The organism is Plantactinospora sp. CNZ320 (assembly GCF_002846275.1).
Window position 1 is genome coordinate 7613514 of record NZ_PJMP01000001.1, and the last position, 19549, is coordinate 7633062.

The window sequence follows — 19549 nt, forward strand, 5'->3', positions numbered from 1 at the left end:
CCGGCTGCCCGCGCCGATCTGACCGAGTGTGACGCACTACATCGAGGAAGTGAAGTATGGCCGATCACAGGAAGCGTGACTCCGCACCGACGCTGCTCTCGGGCGGCAACCCCAGGATCCCGAAGGGCGAGGGCGACGGCCCGGTGCAGGACTACATCGCAGCGATGCCGGGCTGGAAGCGGGATGTCGGACGACGCCTCGACGACCTGATCGTGCGTACGGTGCCCGGCGTCCACAAGGCGGTGAAGTGGAACCAGCCGTTCTACGGCCACGAGGGCGACGGCTGGTTCCTGTCCTTCCGCTGCTATACCAGCTACGTACAGATCCAGTTCCTCAAGGGCACATCACTGGATCCCATGCCACCCAAGCCGTCCAAGCATCCGGAGGTCCGCTACCTCGACATCGGTGAGGGTGAGGAGCTGCGGACGGACCAGCTCCGGTCGTGGATCCAGCAGGCCAGCAACCTTCCTGGCGAGAAGATGTGACCGGTCGCCCGTGCCGGAGAGGCCCCCGACGCCGTCCCCAGTGACCTGTGGCAGCGGTACGAGGACGGCCGCCGTTCTGAGCTGGCGGAGAAGCGGTCGTCGCAGCGCTACGAGGAGCCGGCGTCAGGAGACCGACGGCGGCCAGCGATATCCGCGCCACTCGTCCCAGGTCGCAAATCCAGCCGGTGGATCGTCTATGGGCTCACTGCCGTCGATTTCGCCCGGCGTCGGGATCTCGATGTTGGCAGCCCACTCTGCGAGTTCCTCGGCGGACATGGGCCAGGTCGTCTGTGGTGCTTCGGCTTGGCGTTGATCGAGTCGTCTCCGCTGCTCGGCCGGGCTGAGTTCGAAGTAGCGCAACTCCACCCTCGCACCACGGTCTGCTGCCGCCCGACGCAGGGCGGAACGCTCGTCTCGACTCCAGAGGCCGTAGTCGATGACGACGTTGTTGCCCAGTTCAAGGGCGCGCAGCCCGATCTGGATGAGCCGTCCTTCGATCACGGCCCCAGCCGACGGCGGGTTCTCGGGCCCGTAGAGAGCCTTCACCCATTCGTCCTTCGTCAGACGAAGTGCCTCGTGCTCGATCTCGATACGGCGAGCGGTAGTGGTCTTCCCGGTGCAGGGGAGTCCTACTGTCAGGAACAGTGTCGGTTGCCTCATCATCACCCGCTTCCGACGGTACCGACCGACCCATCATCGCCGACGTCCGTCCGTGGCAGACACCGATCCTGGACCACGTAGGTAGCCGAAATCGGCGCAGAACGCCGTGACCCTCTGGCTCAGTACAGCTCTCCGAGGATCTTTGCGATCTCCCCGGGCATGGACAGGAACGGCGCGTGTGCGGAGTCCAGCGTCACGACGGAGGTGGGGTTCTCGGGGAAGGCGGCGTCGGCTTCCGCCACGAACAGCCGCTGAAGGGCCGGGCGGATCGCCATGTCCTGCGTACAGACGACGTAGGTGCGGAGGACGGAGCCCCAGCCGTCGCGGGTCAGCCGGGTGGTGCCGCGCATCATGCTGACCGGAGCGTCCGGGGTCAACAGGCCCAGGGCGGCGTCGGCGACCACCGGCGCGACGTCGCCGTAGAACGCGTCGCGAAGCTGCTGACGATAGCCGGGGTCGTTCGAGGCGAGGTCGAGCCGCAGCGCCCCGGTCACGGCCGGATCGCCGCGTAGGGCGGACAGCACCAGCGCGTCCGCGTTCTCCGGCAGCGCGAAATACTGGTCGGCCGCCCTGCCGGAGCCGGGCATGACCGCGGCCAGGTACACCGCGCGCGCCACCAGCTCGGGAACCTGCTGTGCCGCCCGGGTGAGGACGACTCCGCCCATGCTGTGCGCCAGCACCGTGACCGGGCCGCCACGGCCGAGCCGTTCGATCTGGCAGATCAGCAGCTCAGCGGCCTGATCGAGGTCCACCTCCGTCACCGGCGAGACCTCGGTGGCCAACCCGTCCGGATCGAACGGACGCATGGTCAGGCAGTCGGGCCGACGTGCGCGCAACCCGTGCCCGGCCATGTCGACCGCCAGGGCCGGGCGGTCGTACGACACGAGGTGGGCGATGACCTCGGTCCAGCACCAGGCAGCATGCCAGGAGCCGTGCAGGAGCAGAATCGGGGTCGATCCGGTAGACATGATCACTCCTCTGCGCTGGGGGTTGCCGCTCGGTCGAAACGGCTCGCGGTGGACGCGTCCTGATGCGTCGGCACCAGACGACAACTGCGCGGGCGTGGACGACGCCCGCAGCGGCTACAGGAAGCCGGCTGCACGAAGCCGGCTGCGGAAAGTCGGTTGCAGGAGGTCGGTTACAGGAAGTTGCGGCGGCTGCTGGTCGGTCGTGACTCAGTGCTTGCCGATGCGGCGTAACCATTCGCCGAGCAACCCGCGTTCCCCTTCGCTGAGGACGGTGGCCTCGTCGAGGTGCGCCTGTAGCGAGACTGCGGCGTTGAGCAGGCCGGTGGCGGGGGATGCGAGGGCGGTGTCGGTGGTGATGGCGGCCAGGATCGACTCGCGGGCGATCGTGGAAAGAGCCGGGTCGCGTTTATCCGGTGGGGTGGCGATGAGCGTGAGCGTCACGCCTTTGCCCGTGGAGTGGACTAGTTGGGCGGCGCGTTCCTCGTTGACGCGTAGCCGGCCGGCCTGGGCGATGCGGTTGATCCGGTAGGCGAGGATGGCAGCGGCTTGTCGCGCGGCCGGGGGTTCGTGGCCGGGACGCACGTCGCCGAAGATGAGGGTGTAGAACGCCGGCTGCGCGAGGCCGAACTCGACGTGTAGGTCCCATCCGACGCGCAGATCCTCGACGGGATCGTCGCTCTCCTCGATCGCGGTCTTCTGGGCCAGGTAGCTGGTGAGGCCGAAGCTGCCGGTGGCGTCGAGCAGGCCCTGCATGTCGCCGAAGAGCCGGTAGATGGCAGGCGCCTGCACCCGGGCGGCCGCGCAGACGGTACGGGTGGAGACGGCGTCGCGCCCGCCTTCGGAAAGAAGCCTCGCCGTGGCCTCGATGATGCGTTCGCGTGGGGCCTTGGCCGGCATGGCCGTAATGTACATCGGCCGTCTCCTCCTCATGTCGACGAGCCACGGAGCGTCGCCGGGGATCGTGGTGTCTGTGCCGCCCGGGCGGAGACTGTTTCGGCACCGGACACCACCGGGTGCGGTGGGCTGGGCACCTGCGCTCAGTGTGGTCGTACCTCGACGCGCAGGATGCGGTCGTCACCCGGGCGCGCGTCGATCCCGCCCCAGGTGGCGCGGTCGGTGTTGGAGGTAACCAGCCAGAGCGCCCCGTCCGGGGCGACCTCGACGGTACGGATCCGTCCGTGGTCGCCCTCGAAGTGCTCGACCGCGGTCCCGGTCGCGGCGTTGCCGGTGACCGGTAGCTGCCACAGACGTTGGCCGCCGAGCGCGCCGATCCAGAGTGATCCGGCGGCGTAGGCGACACCCGAGGGCGAGGCGTCGTCGGGGTGCACGGTGAAGATCGGCGGCACTCCGGTACTGCCTTGCACACCCTCGGTTTCCGGCCAGCCGTAGTCCTGCCCCGGCCGGAGTACGTTCACCTCGTCCCAGGTGCGGTGGCCAAGCTCGGAACCGTACGCCGTGCCGTCCGGCCCAAAGGCGATCCCCTGGACGTTGCGGTGTCCGGAGGAGTAGATCGGAGAGTCGGGCGAGGGGTTGTCCGGCGGGATGGAGCCGTCCGGACGGATTCGCAGGATCTTGCCGTTGAGCGTGGTGTCGTCGGCAGCGTTCTCCGGCTCGAACGCGTCGCCGGTGCCGATCCACAGGTTGCCGTCCGGGCCGATCACGATGCGTCCGCCGTGGTGGCGGTCGGCGGTTTGGATGCCGTCGAGCAGCACTTGGGTCTGTCGCAGCGATCGGAAGTCGTCGGCGATGCTCAGGGCGACGATGGCGTTTTCCTGCGCGCCGGAGACCGAGGCATAGACCGTACGATCGGTGGCGAAGTGCCGTGATGCGACGATGCCGAGCAGTCCGCCCTCGGAACTGGCCACCACACGGGGTACCGTGCCGACTTTCTGGTGCGTGCCGCCGCCGGCCGGGATCCGGACGATGTCACCGCTGATCCGCTGTGACACCAGCGCGGATCCGTCGGGGAGGAAGGTCAACCCCCACGGTGCGTTGAGGCCGGTGGCGATCTCGGTGGGTTCGCCGAGCGTCGCGACCGGGCCCCCACCGCGGATGGGGCTCGGCTGCCCGTTGCCGGGGTTGGTCATCGGCAGGGGATCGGGGGAGCAGGCCGTCAGGGCGAGCGCGGCGAGCAGGCTCGGGCCCGTCGCGGCGCGTCGAAGCCGTCGATGGGACATGGCTGTGCCTCCTTGGTGATCTTTGCTCATCCGGCTCGCCGCGCGAGCCCGTCGTGGTCGCTGTGCCGGACCTCCGGTCAGGCGGCGAATCGGCGCTGCAGGCGCTGGCAGGCGTAGCCGGCGCCCGCGCCGACGGTGCTGGCAGCGATCAACGTGAGCAGCCCGGTCAGGATGTTCTCGGGGTGCAGAGCGAAGAACGCGACGAGGCCGACGAACCAGGCGAGCATGTTGTCGAGTACGGGCGTGGTGCGCATGCCGACGGCGACGCAGGCGAGTACGAACACGGCGACGGGCAGCGCCGCCGCCCCGATCGACGGGGACAGGAGGGCGACGATGAGGTGACCGGCCACGGCCAGCAGCATCCCCGCCCACAGGCTGATGACGGCGTGGAGGCCGTGCAGTGCCGAGGCCGGACGGGTGAACCAGGCCACCCAGCCGACAAACATCGCCCAGGCGGGTAGCCCGACCGTCTCGCTGAGGAACGCCGCGGCCGCGGCGATGACGGCTGCGATGAGGGTGAAGCGTACGAATTGGCCAGAGGATGTTGTCGTGGCGTGCGTCGCGGGCGTGGCCGGTGCGGTTGCGGAGCCGATCTGCTGAGCCATCTGTCTTCTCCTCCTCGTGCCGCCGAGGGCGGCTGACTGGGTGGTCAGTGGTTCGTCAGGCGGCGCCGCCGTTGACGAAGATGGTCTGCCCGTTGATCCACCGGCCGTCGCCGGCGAGCAGCGACACCACCTCGGCGATGTCGTCCGGGCGGCCGAGTCGTTCCATCGGGTTCTGCTTCGCGATCCTCTGGACGAGGTCGTCGCTCTTGCCCTCGAGGAAGAGCGCGGTCGCCGTGGGTCCGGGAGCGACGGCGTTGACCGTGACGTCCCGACCGCGCAACTCCTTGGCCAGGATCGGACTGAGGGCCTCCACAGCGGCCTTGCTCGCCGCGTACCCGGCATAGCTGGGCAGGTTGAGCCGGGTGATCGAGGTGGAGAAGTTGACGATGGCGCCGCCCGGACGTAGCCGACCGACCGCCTCGCGGGCGACGACGAAGGTGCCACGGAGGTTGGTGCGGTGCATCCGGTCGAACTCGTCGAGGTCCAACTCGGCGACCGGTCGGAGGATCATGACGCCCGCCGCGTTCACGACAACGTCCACGCCGCCGAACGACCGCTGCGCGGTGTCGAACAGTACGGGTACTTCGTTCTCGTCGGCCACGTCCACCCGTACGGCGACCGCGCGACCTCCGGTGGTCCTGATCGCCGCGACCGTGGCCTCCGCCTCGGTCCTGTCGCTGGCATAGCCGACGACCACGTCCTGGCCGTCCGCGGCGAGCCTCAGTGCGACGGCGCGGCCGATCCCGCGGGATCCTCCGGTGACGACGGCTACCCGGTTCTGGGTGTTGGAGAGCACGTTGTTCTCCTCTGCGTTGGAAAGGTCAGGAGCGAGCTGGGGCGAGCAGTTCGGGGCAACCCAACCGCGCGACGAAGTCCGCCCGGGTCTGGTACGCGACCTCGTTGACGTGTTCGACGCCGGCGTGGGCGTCGTCGATCACGGTCCGGAACGGCTTCTCGCCGAAGGGCAGGTTCAGGACGCGGACGATTTCGTCGGCGACGCCGGCCGCGCCCATCAGCGGGTGTCTGAGCAGCGCGGCGGTGGCGTGCTCGTTGCGTTCGACGAGCTGGTCGAGCCCGGCATAGGCGGCCGTGACGGCCTGGTCGCTCGCCCGGCTCGCATTCGGGAAGTGCTCGGTGCCTTTGGTGATGGCGCCCGGCATGACGATGACCGTCTCGATGCCGAACGCGTTGGCCTCGTAGGCGGTCGTCACGGCGAGCGCGTCCATGGCGGCCTTGCTCACCACGTACGGACCGAGGAACGGTGGGGTCGTGACCGGGATGGTGCTGCCCACGTACATCAACACCCCGGCCCGCCGCTCGCGGAAGTGCGGCAGGACCGCACGGTTGACCCGGTGCGCGCCGATGGCGTTGATGTCGATCAGATGGGCCACGTCCTGGTCGGTGAAGGCCTCGACGTAGCCGATGCACAGGTGCCCGGCATTGTTGATCACCACATCGAGGTTGCCGTGGCGTTCTACGACACTGTGTACGGCGGCATCGGCGGAATCCTGCGACGTGACGTCCAGTTCGAGGACGTGCAGGTCGGCGCCGGACTCCTGGGCGTGTGCCCGCAGCTCGGCCGCGTGCCCGGCATTGGCGCCGTCGATGTCCCGCACGCTCGCGTGGACGGTGTGGCCGGCGCCGGCCAGGGCGCGGGCGGTCAGGTTGCCGATTCCGGTGGCGGCTCCGGTGATGAGGACGACAGACATCGAACAGCGCTCCTTCGCACGATCGGTAGCGGTGATACCACTATATTGGGTAGCACCGATATGGTCAAGGTGCTATTGAGACAGTGGTATCAGCGCTACCGCTGCGAGGGCTGGATTCCGAGTTCAGGCCGTGCGTACCCGGCCACTGTGGAGGTCGGTCAGTCGATGTCCGGGGGGCCGCTCTCCAGCAGGCGCCCCTCGGTGAGCCGCAGCCAGCGGTTCACCCTGATCTCCGCGAGAAACCGCTCGTCGTGGCTGACCACCAGCAGCGCACCCTCGTAGGCGCCCAGCGCGCTCTCCAACTGACCGGCACTGACCAGGTCGAGGTTGTTGGTCGGCTCGTCGAGCAGCAGTAGTTGCGGCGCCGGCTCGGCGCCCAGCACGCAGGCCAGGGTGGCGCGCAGCCGTTCGCCGCCGGAGAGCACCCCGACCGGCAGGTGGGCCCGGGGGCCGCGGAACAGGAACCGGGCGAGCAGGTTCATCCGCTGCGCGTCCGGGGTCTGCGGTGCGAACGCGGCCAGGTTCTCCGCCACCGTACGGTCGAGGTCCAACAGGTCCAGGCGCTGGGACAGGTACGCGATGCGGCCCTCGGCCCGCTTGATCCGGCCGCCCTCCGGCTCCAGGTCGCCGTTGATCAGGCGCAGCAGGGTGGACTTGCCGGCTCCGTTGGGGCCGAGCAGGGCGATCCGCTCCGGCCCCCGGATCGCCAGGTCGACGCCGTCGGCGGCGAACAGCGAGCGCTCGCCGTAACGGACCTGCATCCGTTCACCTGTGAAGAGCGTCCGTCCGGCCGGTACGTTGGTGCCGGGCAGCACCAGTGAGATCTTCTGCTCGTTGCGCAGCGCGCGCCCCGCCTCGTCGAGCCGGGCCCTGGCGTCGTTGACCCGGGAGGAGTGCATCTCGTTCGCCCTGCCCGCGGACTCCTGGGCGTCCCGCTTCATGGTGCCGGCGAAGATCTTCGGCAGGCCGGCGTTCTTGAGATTGCGGGAGGCGTTGCTGGCCCGCCGTGCCGCCCGCTCGCGGGCCTCCTGCAACTCCCGCTTCTCCCGCCTGAGCTCCTGCTCGGCGTTGCGGACGTTCTTCTCCGCCACCTCCTGCGCGGCGCGCACGGCCGCCTCGTACTCGGTGAAGTTCCCGCCGTGGAAGCGCAGGTCGCCACGGTCGAGTTCGCCGATGCGGTCCATCCGGTCGAGCAGCGCCCGGTCGTGGCTGACCAGCAGCAGGCAGCCGTTCCACTGCTCCAGCACGTCGTAGAGCCTGTGCCGGGCATCGAGGTCGAGATTGTTCGTCGGCTCGTCCAGCAGAAGCACGTCCGGCCGCCTCAACAGCTGCGCCGCCAGGCCGAGGGAGACGACCTGGCCGCCGCTGAGGGTGTCCAGGCGCCGGTCGAAGGCAAGGTCGCCGAGGCCGAGCCGGTCCAACTGGGCCCGGGTCCGCTCCTCGATGTCCCAGTCGTTGCCGATCGTGGCGAAGTGTTCCTCGCTGGCGTCTCCGGACTCGATGGCGTGCAGCGCACCGAGTAGCGGAGCGATCTGCAGCACCTCGGCCACGGTCACGTCGCCGACCAGCGGCAGGTTCTGCGGAAGGTAGCCGAGCGTCCCCCGCACCGAGACGGACCCGGCGGTGGGCCGGTACTCGCCGGCGATCAACCTGAGCAGGGTGCTCTTGCCGGAACCGTTCGGCGCGACCAGCCCGGTACGGCCGCCACCGATCGTGAAGGAGAGGTGCTGGAAGACCGGAGTGTCATCCGGCCAGGAGAAGCTCAGGTTCGAGCAGACGATGAAGGAATCGGACATCGGGAAACAACCTCGTAAGGTGAGGGCAGGCGGAACTCAGCCGCCCGACAGGGGGACACGGTTCTCGAAGCAACGACGAAGCGACCCCGGCAACGGCGCTCACAGGCGCGGCCGGCGGCCGATCACATGTCCGGTCTCACCCGGAGATGTCGTCGTCACCCACCATGTCTCGTCTCCCATGTTCGTCTGATCATCCACGTGCGGATCATCCGCGATCCACCGTAGCACCGGCGGCACTCGGGATCAGCCGTAGCAGCGTGGCGGCGAGTTCGGCCAGCACCGTCTCCCGATCGTGCGGCTTCTCCCCGCTCAGTGGCTGCTTGGGGTCGTTGAACGCCTGGAACTTCGATATCTCCGGCCGGTTCTGGAACTGGCTGGGCGCGACGATGAGCGGCATGATCCGGCAACCGTCGGCGCGGGCGGCCTCGAGCAGGGCGGGCAGTTCGACCTCGGTGATGAAGGTCGACGCGAGGAAGTCCGCGCTGACCAGCAGGATCGCGGCACAGGCGCGGTCGATGGCCGCCGTGATCTCCTCTCGCCACGGGCTGCCGGGTTCGATCTGGGTGTCCGTCCAGAGCTCGATGTGCCCGTCGCGCACCAGCGGTTGGAGGTGGATCCGGAGCCGTTGCAGCCACTCGGTGTCCTGGTGGCTGTAGCTGACGAAGATCTGCCTCCGCCGCGTACTGAGGCGTTTGCCGGCGGTCCGGGCCAGCCCGTCCCGCGACTGCCGGCGCAGGTAGAGCAGGAACTGAGGATCCTCGATGATCAGTTGCCGGGAGTGCGGGTTCAGATAGAGGGTGTCCTCCAGCCGGCCCAGCGACGCGCCGAAGCCGTCCGGAAACGCCGCGAGCAGGTGTACGTCGATCGCGGTCGCCAGGTGCGGATGCTCGGTCGCCACCTGGTCCAGGTCGAGTACGCCGCCCGCCTCGGGCAGCATCAGCAGCAGCTCGATGCAGGACTGTTGACGTTCCCCGTCCAGACAGGCGAACGCGTGCACGATCGCCTTGTACTTCAGCGCCAGGGTGGTCTCGACGTACGCGAGAGCCTCGTCGAGACCACGGTCGATCGTGAACGGCATCGTCTGGGTCCGCTCGATCGAGTTGAGGTGGGCCAGGTGCCAGCAGAGCATCTGCGCGGTGTTCAGGCTGCCGGTGGCGAGCGTGACGATCTGCTCGGCCTGACCGAAGCTGACGTTGAGCGCCGCCTCGCCCTGCCTGATCATCTGGGTGACCAGTTCGTCGTCGACCGATGGGATCTTGAAGACCTGGATCCGGGTCGCGAGGTCGTACCGCACCTCGACCAGGCTGTCCCCGGTGCCGGGGATGCCGGCGATCACCAACCGGCGGTCCTCGGCGCCCTCGTCGGCGAGCAACTTGAGCAGGTTGGCGATCAGAGTCCGGTCGGTCGGGGAGAGCTGCTGGAAGTCGTCGATCGCCACGATTCCCCGGTGCGGCTTGGTCGGCAGCTCCCGGATCCGGTCCAGGTGTTCGGGTCGCTTCGGGGTGAGTACCTGGATGGTCCGCCCGTGCCGCTTCTCCCGCCGTACCGCCTGTTGCAGGAAGGTGCTCTTGCCGATCCCGGACGGTCCCTCCAGGACGATGCCGAGGCCGGGCTGGCGCAGGGCGGCCAGGAAGTGCCGGAACGCGGGTGGCTCGACGAAGGTCAGCGTGGGCGTGCCGTTGAGGGTGAAGACGTCACCCAGCTCGTGCACCAGACCGGCGTCCCGCCCGTCGTCTCCGGGGTCGGCCGGGGCGGATCCGATCGCCTCGGCGCCGCTGTCGGTGGAGAGGTCCGGCAGATCCTCCGGGTCGGTGCCGGGCAGCTGGCTCAGCACCTGCGCCGCCAGCCGGCGGAAGTCCGGGTCGGGGTCGCTGAGGGCGTACTGGCTCAGCAGTGCCCGGGTTTCCGGCTCGGTTCCGTACCGCTGCGCCAGGATCTGTACCGCGAGTTCCCGCAGCGACCAGTCCCGGGCCCGGAGGCAGTCGACGACCAGGGCGCGTACCTCCGGATAGCCGGCGAGTCCCTCGCCCAGTACGCGCAGCGCGGCGCGGCGCACCCGTACCTCGGTCACGTCCTGGGCGCGCTCGATAAGCGCGTCCCGGACGCTCTGTTCGGTGCCGAACCGCTCGGCCAGGGCCACCACGGCGGCCTCCCGGATGGCGGAGTCGGGATCGTTTGTCGCCCGCGCGGTCAGCAGTTCCCGCTGGGTCTCCGAGGCGGCGGAGTGCGCGGCGAGGGCGGCCAGGGCGGTACTGAAGATCTCGACGTCGGGTTCGCGCCGGAGATGGTCCATCAGGACCTCGCGGGTGGCGTCGTTGAACTGGAACCGCGACACCACCAGCCGCACTGCCGAGAGCCGGATCCCGGCGTTCGCGTCGGTCCGGGCCCGTTGCAGCAGCAGCCGGCGCGCGGCCGGGGCGGTGCTCCCGTGGTCGATCAGGGTCGTGACGGCGTTGCCGAAGACCGTCGGGGACGGGTCGTGCTGTGCGGCGTAGAGCACGCCGTCCTGCACCTCCGCGTTGCCGGCGAGATGCGGGCCGACAGCCTGCACCGCAGCGGTCCGTACCGTCCCGTGTGGATCCTCGCGCAGCCGTTCCACCAGGATCCTGCGCAGTCGTGGGTCGTCCGCACAGCGCAGGGCCAGCGCCCGGACCGCCGCCGCGCGTACGTTGGCGTCGCCGTCGGACCGGGCGGCGTCCACCAACACCGACTCGGCCGGCACCGCCTCGCCGGCCTCGACCAGACCCTCCAGGGCGGCCAACCGTACCCCGCTGTCCCGGTCCACGGTGACCAGCGTGAGCAGCGCCTGTGCGCTGGGTTGGTGGGACGACGCCCAGCCGGCCAGGGCCTTCGTGGCCGCCGCCCGGTTCTCCGGGTCCGGATCGCGTCCGGAGATCGCCACCAGTACCGCCCGGACCGTAGGGTCGGTGCCGAAGTGCTCCACCAGCAGTTGGGCGGCGGTTCGCCGGACACCCTTCACCGCATCGTCGCGGGAGCGCCCGACCAGTTCGGCGCAGACACTCTCCGCGGCGGTGTCGAAGTGTTCCAGCAGCACCTGTGCCGCGCTGCGCAGCACACCGGGATTCGAGTCCTCGCGCAGCCGCCCGACCAGGATCTGCTCGACTTCGGCGGACTCGGCGCGCTGCTCGCCGAGCAGGCGTACGGCGGCCGCACGCATCGCGCCGTCCTCGTCCCGGCCGGCTCGCCGGGTGAGCAGGTCGATCACCTCGGCCCCCGCCGCGAACCGCTCCGTCAACGCCTGCACGGCTATCCGCAGCACCTCGATGTCACGGCCGTTCAGTACGCATTCCACCAGCACCTGGCGGAGTTCGTCGTCCGGCTCGGATGTCTCGCTGAGCGCCTGCACCGCTGTCCTCCGCACTCCGGTGTTGTCGTCGTGCCGTAGCCGGTCGAGCAGGACCCGGCGGGCCGCCGGGTCGCCCCGGAACCGGTCCCGCAGGGTCTGCACCCCGGCTGCCCGGACGGTCGCCGAAGGGTCCGCCCGGCTGCGGTCCAGCAGCAGCGCCCGGACCTCTGGATCGGTGCCGTGCCGCTCGGCCAGCGCCTGCAGAGCCGCCAGCCGGACGCTCGCGTTCCCGTCGTCGCGGGCACGCCGGACGAGCTGGTGGCGCAGCCGGGCGGTGTCGGCGGCGCCGGCCGGGTTGGCGGCCAGTTCGACGAGTCCGGCCACCACTGCGTGGGCGCACCGACTGTCGTCGATCTCCGCCAGTACCTGGTCGATCAACTCCTCGATCCCGTCGGCGCGGGTGGAGAGGATCACGGCCAGCCGGGTGGCGTGGGTGATCGTCGGGCTCCACAGCAGCCGTACGCCGCGCCGCCGGTACCAGTCGAGATAGATCTCCCGCCTCGGCCAGTTGCTGCCGATCAACCGCGCGGCCGGCAGGATCTCCTCCTCGAACAGCTGCTCGGCGCCCGGATCGGTGACCCCGACGCCCTGTTCGAGAAAGAGGATGACCTTGCGCAGCAGGCTCTCCGCCGCGGTCGCCACCGAATCGTCGAAGCGCCGGATCTCGGCCAGGCACTGCACCGCGAGGACGAGGTTCCACGGTGGACTTTCCGGCACGCCCGCCGGCCGGGACGGCTGGACACCGTCGACGAGTACCTCCACGAGGGCGGCGGCGTGCGTTCCCGTCATCGCGCTGGTCACCAGTCGCAGCACCTCCCGCCAGGACAGGTCGGCGGCGTGCCGGCGGAACAGCTCCTTGAGCCGGTCGAGGGAGAGCCCCTGGTTGTGCCGGAACCTGGTCAGGATCGCCTCGGCGCAGAAGAACTCCAGGAAGCTACGGTGCACGAAGCCGTAGACATGCGGGCCGTACCGGCTCAGGATGAAGTTGCGCTCCCGGAACTGGTCGATCATCGCCGCCGCGATCACTCGGGCAATGTCGGGCTGGTGGTCGTAACGCTCGATCAGGTACCGCTCGAAGACGTCACCCAGGTCCGCCCGGTCGATGTAGTTGACCGTCAGGCCCCGGTCGGCAGACTGCATCCGCCAGGCGAGCCGGCGCAGCAGTTCCTTCTTGTCCTCGGTGTCGAGGAAACCGGCGATCTGGGACCGCTCCCGCAGATGCCGGTTCACGTCCCACTGCTCGACGAGCACCGTCGCGGCGTGGTCGTAGAGCTTCCACCGTTCCCTGGGCAGCGGCTGGTGTCGGCCGACGATCGCCAGGGTGGTCAGCAGCAGCGGGTTGCCAGCCAGTTCGCGGAGCGCGGACGACTGGCGCATCGTCTCCAGCAGCCGGTCCTGACGGGTCGACACCTCCGCCGGCCTGGTCGCGGTGGCCCGCCCGTACCAGCTGGAGAGGAACTCGGCGATCTGCTTCTCGTCCAGGTCCTGCAACGTGTAGTGCGTGAAGCCGGCCTCGGTCAGGATACGCCGGGAATAGCCGACGATCCGCGACGTGACGATCATCCGTACCCGGGGGTGCTCGGTGGCGAACGCTGCGATCTGCCCGGCCACCTGCTCGCGCTGGTGCCGGTCGAAGACCTCGTCCAGACCGTCCAGGATCATCAACACCCGGCCGCCGGTGCGCAGGTGCCGCAGCAGCACCGGGCGTGCGACACCCAGTCCGTCCATGCCGGCCCGGTAATCCAGATAGTCGACGAAGCTGTCGCACCTGCCCTCGGCGGTCAGGGTGAGGTATGAGCGCAGCTCGATCAGCAGCGGCAGATGGTCGGCGAGCGCGCTCATCCGGGGGTCGAGCGGATCCGTGGTCAGGCTGAGCGCCAGATGGCGGACCGCACTGGACTTGCCCGAACCGGGGTCGCCGAGCAGCACGATCGTCCGCTGGTCCGGTGCGCCGAGTACGTCGAAGAGCCGCTGCAACGGCTTCGCCCGGTACGAGTCGTGCAGGTGTACCAGCTCGCCGGGATCCACCTCCTCGGGCAGGTCCTCGGTGCCGATCCGCCCCTCGGACTGCATCCGGCGCAGCCACTCCCGGGGCAGTTCGACCGGGGGCGGGTCCTCCCTGACCCACTGCTCCACGAAGACCGAGGCCAACTGGATCCGCAGGTGGTCGTCGGCCTGGGGCGGCGTCAGCGGGTCCAGGTCCAGCAGCCCGTAGTGCTGGCGCAGTCGGTGAAAGTACCGCCCGACGACGTCCGGACCGAACGTTCCGAGCCCTTGCGCGGGTTGCCCGATGTCCAACTGCACGTTTGCCAGCGCGGCGGTGACCATCGTGGCGAGATCCGCCGGATCGTGGAACGTGCTGCACATGTGTCGGTCGGACAACTCCGCCCGCAGTCGCTCGATCCTCTCCGCGTCCGGCCCCCGGTCGATGAAACTGCGCGGCCAGGGTGCCTCCTCGTCGAGCAGGAAGATCAGGCAGGGCTTGCCGGTGGCCAGCGCCTGGCGGTACTCGAGTTCGGTGATCGACCGGTCCTGCCCGGGCGGGACGATGCCGTACCGCCAGGCGAAGATGCCGATGTAGACGTCACAGTCGGCGACGTCGGCCAGGCAGCGTTCGAGGGGGCGGCGGTCCTCGGCGACGTACGACTCCATGGAGGTGTCCTCGACCCGGAGCCGCCGCAGTGCCAGCCGCACGGCAGCACGACATTCCTCGAGGTCGCGAAAGGTCGCGGAGACGTACACCTTCATCAACGGGTCCCTGGCTGGAGGGAGGGGCTTATCCGGCTACCGAAGGTAGCAGTCCCGATCGCGCCGAGCGATCGCCGGAGCGGACGAGTCTGCCTGCCGGTCCGAGCGTCGGGCGCGGTGCCCCGCCGGCTCAGTACGGCGGGTCCGGCCTGTTGGTGGAGGCCCCGACACACGCCGGGGCCTCCACCATGTCCGGCCTCAGCCGGACAGCAGACGGGTCACCGACGAACACCGCCGGCCAGGTGCTTCAGAACCCGCTCCACTGACGGACCGAGCATTTCCAGGTCTTGCCGTCGTCCTGGGAGATGCAGACCGCGAGGAGCTTGCCGAGGAAGGGAAGGCTGAAGGTGAAGATGTGCGCCTTCGTCTTCCGGTACGTCACGCCGGACTTCTCGGCGACGTCGGCCAGCGCCCATTCGGGGTCCGGCCCCTCCAGCGTCGCCACCCGGCGCAGCGACCCGACGTCCCCGCCGTCGAGGAGCGTCTCGATGTCCTTGGCCGAGGGCTCGCCCTCGCCGACGAGCGTCGCCACGGCGTACGGGCCGTCGACGGCAACGCCGTTGGCCCGCTCCAGGGCCGCCTTCGTGCCGCCGACAGTGGTGTCGCCGAAGATGTCGAGGGTGCGGATCTGTCCATCGGTACTCAGGCGCGACATGATGCACTCCCAGACGGACTTGCCGCTGGCGATGCACATCGTCAGGCACCACTCCCGGCCGCCGGGCACCGAGTTGGCGAAGAGCAGGGCGGAGGTCGCCGTCCCGTCGTCACCCCTGCCGTCGTACGCACCGTCGGCGAGGTCGGCCATGGTCGTGCCGAGAATGTCCCGACCACCCGGCATCGTGCCGATGACCTTGACGTCCTCGACCTCCTCGCCGGCGACGAGTGCCGCGAGCTGGTCGACGCCGAGACTCCGGCCTCCGGTGTCGACGGCCAGCACCTTGTCGAGGTCGCCGACGGGCCGGCCGGTCAGCTCCTCGAACCGCTGGAGCATCGTCCCGGGCGCACCGGGCTGGTCGGTGACGGTCATCCGGGCGTCGCCGTCGGCGGCCCGGGTCGGCGCGACCGAGGTCGCCAGCCCGACGACCAGTACCGTGGCGGCGACCGCGGCCCGTCTGGTGATCTTCCACGTTGCTGTCATCTGGTCCTCACATCGGTGTCTCGGCGAGCAGCGCTGCTGGCGGGTGGAGGGCGGCTACCAACGGCACACGATCACCACGCCCAGGCCGCTGGAGGAGGGCGCCCACACGCAGTGCCGATCGATCCACTCACCGATGTCCTGGATCGTGTCGGCGACCCAGGCGAACACCGACTTGATCGCGCCCCAGAGGCTGAAGTAGACGACAGTCGTCTCCGGTGTACCGCCGGCCTCGTCGATGACGTCCTTCGCCGACCTGGCGGGATCCGGCTTCTCGATCGTGTCCAGCACGCGTACGCCGGTGGTGTCCTTGCCGGCCAGCAGCGCCTCGATCTCCTCGGGAGTCCGCTCCTTGCCGTCGTCGACCGCCACGATCGCGCGATCGATCATCACCTCCCTGCTGCCGGTGACAGCCTGGGCGATGGCGGTGATCTCGCCCAGCGTGAGTTCGTTGCCGAGCGCCGGACCGGTGAACCGCCGGACCGAGACCGCGCCGGCCGGATCGATCCGGATCTCGTCGGCCACGATCGAGTCGTTACGCACGTCCCGGCTCCAGGCGAACACCCACTGCCCGGCGACGCAGTGGAACTGGCCGTACTCCCGGCCCTCGGGTTCGGATCCGGTGCGGACGACCTCGCCCCGCTCGTCGAGGTACTGGACGACGCAGTCGGTGCCCTTCTCCGGCGGCTTGCCGGTCCCGGCCACGGCTGCGGTGGACATGGCCAGTACCGTCCCGCTGACCACCCCGATCACAGCCAGGCGGCGCGCCAAACGTCTCATCGATCGCTCCATTCCTAGCGGAAGAACTGGTGCCGGAAGAGTGCCGGCCCGGGCTGAAGCGGCCCTGAAACGCCGCAGAAAGCGGCTGACGGCAGCGGAGCGTGTCGACGGCAGGGGACCCGAGCGGTGTCGACGCCAGCAGGGCGAGCGCCGTCGGCGTCAGGGGAGTCGCGCGGAGTCGAGCTGTTCGAGTTTGGCACGGATGGCCTCGGCGTCGGCGTCACCGAGTTCGTCGAGGATGGCCAGGGCACGGCACCACGCGGCACGGGCGGCGCCGAGGTCGGCGAGGGCCCGGTGGCTGCCACCGAGATTGACGTACGTGCTCGCCTCGGCGTACCTGTCGTTCACCTGTCCGAAGAGTTCGAGTGCGTGCTCGTAGCAGGCGATCGCGCGACGGTCGTCGCCAAGCTGGTGGTGGGCGTAGCCGAGGCTGTCCCAGGTGTCGGCCTGGCCCTGGACGTCGTCCACCTCCTGCAACATCCTCAGCGCCTCGTCACACGATTCCAGGGCACGGTCGCAGTTGCCGAGCAGCGCCTCCTGCCAACCGACCGCGTTGAGGGTGTACCCCTGCCCGGCCCGGTTCCCGGTCAGCCGGAACAGCGCCAGCGCCCGCCGGGACCGGTCGAGTGCCTCGGGATACCGTCCCCGCCGCTCCGCCAACTGGCCGAGGTTGAGCCAGGTGTGTGCCCGACCGGCGTCGTCCCCGACCGCGGTGAACAGGTCGAGCGCGCGTCGCAGGTGATCGTCGGCCTCGTCGTACCGGCGGAGCCGGGAGCAGGCGAGACCGAGGCTGCGGTGCGCGTGGCCCTGGCCCGCCCGGTCCCCGATGCCTGACGCGGCGGCGAGTGCGATGCGCTGCGTACCGAGCCAGTCCTGCCAGTGCCCCTGCCGGTGCAGGAAACCGGCCACGGTCCAGGCGAGCCGCCACGCGTGTCCCTCGAACCCGGACCGTGCGGCGAGCGGTACCGCGGCGAGCAGGACGGCGACCTCGGCGGTGAACCACGCCCCGGCGTCCGACCGGCTCCTGGGGCGCTCGGGTGCCACGCCGGGCCTCGGTGGGGTGAGGCTGATCTCGCTGAAGTGCGGGTGCAGCGCGAGGTCGGCGGTGTGCGCGCTGTGCAGGAGGTGGTCGAGTAGCCGGTGCACGGCGGTACGGCGGTCGGCCGGCGGTTCGACCTCGTCGGCGAGGCTGGCGGCGTACGCGCGCAGCAGGTCGTGGAACGCGTAGCGGCCGTACGCATGCTCGGTGAGCAGGTTCGCCCGGCTCAGCTCGGCCAGCAGGGGACCGACCACAGGCGGGGCGACACCCAGCAGGCTCGCCACGACGGGGGTGGAGACGTCCGGCCCGGGATGCAGGCTCAGCAGCCGGAACAGCCGTACCGCGTCCGGACTGAGCGGGCGGCACGACCAGGAGAAGACAGCCCGGACGTCGGTGGTCTCGTCGCCGCCGTGGAAGGCGTCCAGGTCGCGCAGTTCGCCGACGATCGCGGCCAACGGGAAATGCCGGTTGATGGCCGCTCGGGCCGCGACGATGGCCAGCGCGAGCGGCAGCCGTGCACAGTGCCTGGCGATCTCGTCGGCTGCGGCGGGCTCGGCGGCGACCCGGGGTGCCCCGAGTCTGCGCACCAGCATCTCACGGGCTTCGGCAGCGCTGAGCAGGTCGAGGATCACCGGTTGGGCGCTCTCGACGACGATCAGCGGGGTGAGCTGGTCGCGACTGGTGACGATCGCGAGGCAGTCGGGTGAACCGGGCAGCAGCGGCCGGACCTGTTCGGCGTCGCGGGCGTTGTCCAGCACCACCAGCAGGCGCCTGCCGGCCACCATCGTCCGGTACAGGTTGACCAGGGCGGCCGGTTCGTGCGGCATCCGTGCCGCCGGAACCCCGAGCGCCTCCAGGAAGCCGTGCAGCGCTCGCTGCGGATCGGTCGGCGTGGTCGACGGGTCGAAGCCGCGCAGGTTGACGTAGAGCTGGCCGTCGGGAAACCGCGCGGCGGCGCGGTGTGCCCAGTGCACGGCGAGCGCCGTCTTGCCAACGCCGGCGGTACCGGAGATCACCACGGCACCGCCGGAGTCGACGAACGCGTCGAGGGCGGCGAGTTCCGCCCGGCGCCCGGCGAATGTCGGTACGGCGGGGGGCAGTTGCCCGGCGGCCAGCCGCGCCCCCGCCTTCCGGGTGGGGACGGCGATGACGTTTTCCTTGGCCGGCGCGGCGATGGCCTCGTCCTGGCGCAGGATGGCCCGCTCCAGATTCCGCAGCTCCGGGCTCGGGTCGATACCGAGGTTGTCGTTGAGGGCGGCGCGCAGCCGCCGGAACATGGCGACCGCTTCGCCCTGCCGGCCGTCGCGGTACAGGGCGAGCATGAGCTGCGCGTGCAGTTGCTCGTCGAAGGGGTACTGCCGGACGAGCCTCTCCAGGTCCGGGATGAGCCGTGCGTGGTCGCCGACCGAAAGCAGGGCCTCGGCGAGCGCCCGGTCGACCGTCAACCGCAGCCGGGCCAGGTGTTCGGCCTGCTCCTCCAGCCAGGCGGACCCGGAAACGTCGGCCAGCGGCTGCCCACGCCACAGCGCCAGTGCCGCCGTCAGGTGGACCACCCGCTCGGTCGGGTCCGCAGACCGCCGGGCGAGTTCGAGGAGGTGCTCGGCGGCCTGTACGTCGGTGGACTCCGGCCCGGTGTTCAGCACGTACCCGGGCTGGCGCGCCACGATCGATCCGGGCTCGCCGAGCATCTCGCGCAGGTAGGAGACGTGCCGCTGCAGAGTGTTCGCCGCGGTGGCCGGTCGGTTGTCGCCCCAGACCACGTCGATGAGCCGGTCGACGCTGACGACCCGGCCCGCGCGCAGCGCCAGGGTCGCCAGCACGGCCCTGCGGCGGGACCCGTTCACCGCCTGCGGCCGGTCGGCGACGACCACCTCCAGCGGTCCGAGCAGCCTGACCCGCACGCTCGTGGCAACCGTCGACAGCACCGGCTCAGGCTAGCTTTCCAGGCCGGAAAACTTGATCCATTCGTCGCGCAGCGGACATGACCTTACGACCCGTACGGGCGGAGGTGGTCACCGGTCGGTCGAGCTTCGACGTACTGTCCGCTGCGCGACAACCCGGATGATCCATCGTCGGGTAC

Annotated in this window: 13 protein-coding genes; 1 reads left to right on the forward strand and 12 read right to left on the reverse strand. The window is 70.0% G+C overall.

Annotated elements, in window-relative coordinates:
- Positions 1-56 precede the first annotated feature (56 nt).
- The gene (locus CLT71_RS34120) at positions 57-485 is read left to right on the forward strand and encodes a DUF1801 domain-containing protein (RefSeq protein WP_101370721.1); all 429 of its coding nucleotides are present in this window, start codon (positions 57-59) and stop codon (positions 483-485) included.
- A 123-nt stretch (positions 486-608) separates the two neighbouring features.
- Here CLT71_RS34120 and CLT71_RS34125 read toward each other — a convergent pair whose 3' ends face one another.
- The 12 genes from CLT71_RS34125 to CLT71_RS34180 form a co-directional block, all read right to left on the reverse strand.
- Positions 609-1148, reverse strand: coding sequence for an ATP-binding protein (locus tag CLT71_RS34125; RefSeq protein ID WP_101372025.1), 540 nt, complete (start codon positions 1146-1148; stop codon positions 609-611).
- A 116-nt stretch (positions 1149-1264) separates the two neighbouring features.
- Entirely contained in the window at positions 1265-2113 is an 849-nt protein-coding gene (locus tag CLT71_RS34130) for an alpha/beta fold hydrolase (protein ID WP_101372026.1), read from the reverse strand.
- 207 nt (positions 2114-2320) lie between these two features.
- Positions 2321-3025 (reverse strand): TetR/AcrR family transcriptional regulator, encoded by a 705-nt coding sequence (locus CLT71_RS34135; RefSeq protein WP_486483605.1) that lies wholly within the window; start codon positions 3023-3025, stop codon positions 2321-2323.
- Between the two features lie 125 nt (positions 3026-3150).
- Positions 3151-4290 (reverse strand): PQQ-dependent sugar dehydrogenase, encoded by a 1140-nt coding sequence (locus tag CLT71_RS34140; protein WP_199187810.1) that lies wholly within the window; start codon positions 4288-4290, stop codon positions 3151-3153.
- Positions 4291-4367: 77 nt separating this feature from the next.
- The gene (locus CLT71_RS34145) at positions 4368-4895 is read right to left on the reverse strand and encodes a DUF1097 domain-containing protein (RefSeq protein WP_101370724.1); all 528 of its coding nucleotides are present in this window, start codon (positions 4893-4895) and stop codon (positions 4368-4370) included.
- Positions 4896-4950: 55 nt separating this feature from the next.
- A complete protein-coding gene (locus tag CLT71_RS34150; protein ID WP_101370725.1) occupies positions 4951-5691 on the reverse strand; it encodes an SDR family oxidoreductase in 741 nt (246 codons plus the stop codon).
- Positions 5692-5716: 25 nt separating this feature from the next.
- Complete coding sequence (locus CLT71_RS34155) at positions 5717-6604, reverse strand: SDR family NAD(P)-dependent oxidoreductase (RefSeq protein WP_101370726.1); 888 nt, start codon at positions 6602-6604, stop codon at positions 5717-5719.
- A 158-nt stretch (positions 6605-6762) separates the two neighbouring features.
- Positions 6763-8400: a ribosomal protection-like ABC-F family protein gene (abc-f, locus tag CLT71_RS34160; protein ID WP_101370727.1), complete on the reverse strand. Its 1638-nt coding sequence runs from the start codon at positions 8398-8400 to the stop codon at positions 6763-6765.
- Between the two features lie 205 nt (positions 8401-8605).
- Complete coding sequence (locus CLT71_RS34165; protein ID WP_101370728.1) at positions 8606-14515, reverse strand: HEAT repeat domain-containing protein; 5910 nt, start codon at positions 14513-14515, stop codon at positions 8606-8608.
- Positions 14516-14762: 247 nt separating this feature from the next.
- Complete coding sequence (locus CLT71_RS34170; protein WP_101370729.1) at positions 14763-15653, reverse strand: hypothetical protein; 891 nt, start codon at positions 15651-15653, stop codon at positions 14763-14765.
- A 54-nt stretch (positions 15654-15707) separates the two neighbouring features.
- On the reverse strand, positions 15708-16430 hold the full coding sequence (locus tag CLT71_RS34175) for a hypothetical protein (protein ID WP_143743731.1): 723 nt from the start codon (positions 16428-16430) through the stop codon (positions 15708-15710).
- Between the two features lie 159 nt (positions 16431-16589).
- Positions 16590-19394 (reverse strand): BTAD domain-containing putative transcriptional regulator, encoded by a 2805-nt coding sequence (locus CLT71_RS34180; RefSeq protein WP_101370731.1) that lies wholly within the window; start codon positions 19392-19394, stop codon positions 16590-16592.
- Positions 19395-19549 lie beyond the last annotated feature (155 nt).

What these genes read in the sequence shown, in the direction of transcription:
- CLT71_RS34120 (WP_101370721.1), top strand. Translation starts at nt 57, where the DNA reads ATGGCCGATCACAGGAAGCGTGACTCCGCACCGACGCTGCTCTCGGGC.
- CLT71_RS34125 (WP_101372025.1), bottom strand. Translation starts at nt 1,148, where the DNA reads ATGATGAGGCAACCGACACTGTTCCTGACAGTAGGACTCCCCTGCACC.
- CLT71_RS34130 (WP_101372026.1), bottom strand. Translation starts at nt 2,113, where the DNA reads ATGTCTACCGGATCGACCCCGATTCTGCTCCTGCACGGCTCCTGGCAT.
- CLT71_RS34135 (WP_486483605.1), bottom strand. Translation starts at nt 3,025, where the DNA reads ATGTACATTACGGCCATGCCGGCCAAGGCCCCACGCGAACGCATCATC.
- CLT71_RS34140 (WP_199187810.1), bottom strand. Translation starts at nt 4,290, where the DNA reads ATGTCCCATCGACGGCTTCGACGCGCCGCGACGGGCCCGAGCCTGCTC.
- CLT71_RS34145 (WP_101370724.1), bottom strand. Translation starts at nt 4,895, where the DNA reads ATGGCTCAGCAGATCGGCTCCGCAACCGCACCGGCCACGCCCGCGACG.
- CLT71_RS34155 (WP_101370726.1), bottom strand. Translation starts at nt 6,604, where the DNA reads ATGTCTGTCGTCCTCATCACCGGAGCCGCCACCGGAATCGGCAACCTG.
- abc-f (WP_101370727.1), bottom strand. Translation starts at nt 8,400, where the DNA reads ATGTCCGATTCCTTCATCGTCTGCTCGAACCTGAGCTTCTCCTGGCCG.
- CLT71_RS34165 (WP_101370728.1), bottom strand. Translation starts at nt 14,515, where the DNA reads ATGAAGGTGTACGTCTCCGCGACCTTTCGCGACCTCGAGGAATGTCGT.
- CLT71_RS34170 (WP_101370729.1), bottom strand. Translation starts at nt 15,653, where the DNA reads ATGACAGCAACGTGGAAGATCACCAGACGGGCCGCGGTCGCCGCCACG.
- CLT71_RS34175 (WP_143743731.1), bottom strand. Translation starts at nt 16,430, where the DNA reads ATGAGACGTTTGGCGCGCCGCCTGGCTGTGATCGGGGTGGTCAGCGGG.